Origin of the sequence: Desulfosporosinus sp. OT, assembly GCF_000224515.1 — a bacterium.
In the GTDB taxonomy this organism is placed as follows: Bacteria; Bacillota; Desulfitobacteriia; order Desulfitobacteriales; family Desulfitobacteriaceae; genus Desulfosporosinus.
Genome location: NZ_AGAF01000086.1, coordinates 1 through 252 on the forward strand (window position 1 = coordinate 1; position 252 = coordinate 252).

Here is a 252-nt window from a genome sequence, read left to right on the forward strand (position 1 = left end):
GGAAGTGGCTGTTGGGCTTGCTTTAGTTATTACGATTTATCGTAACCGTCAGACGACCAACGTGGATGAATTTAATTGGTTGAAGTGGTAAGGCATATGAAAGAAAATAACAAGTCAAAGATGCCTTGGATATTTTGCGTCAGACAAGGAGGTATGTTTACCTCATAGCGGAGCTATTAGGTGAACATGCCGACGCAGTATGACGCAAAATAGACTGGCAGACTGACTGGTTATTTGCTTGAATGTGCCGCT

Annotated in this window: 1 protein-coding gene; it reads left to right on the forward strand. The window is 42.9% G+C overall.

The window, feature by feature from the left end:
- A partial coding sequence (locus DOT_RS08040) for an NADH-quinone oxidoreductase subunit K (RefSeq protein WP_040411606.1) occupies window positions 1-91 on the forward strand: 91 nt, incomplete at its 5' end.
- Between the last annotated feature and the right edge of the window lie 161 nt (window positions 92-252).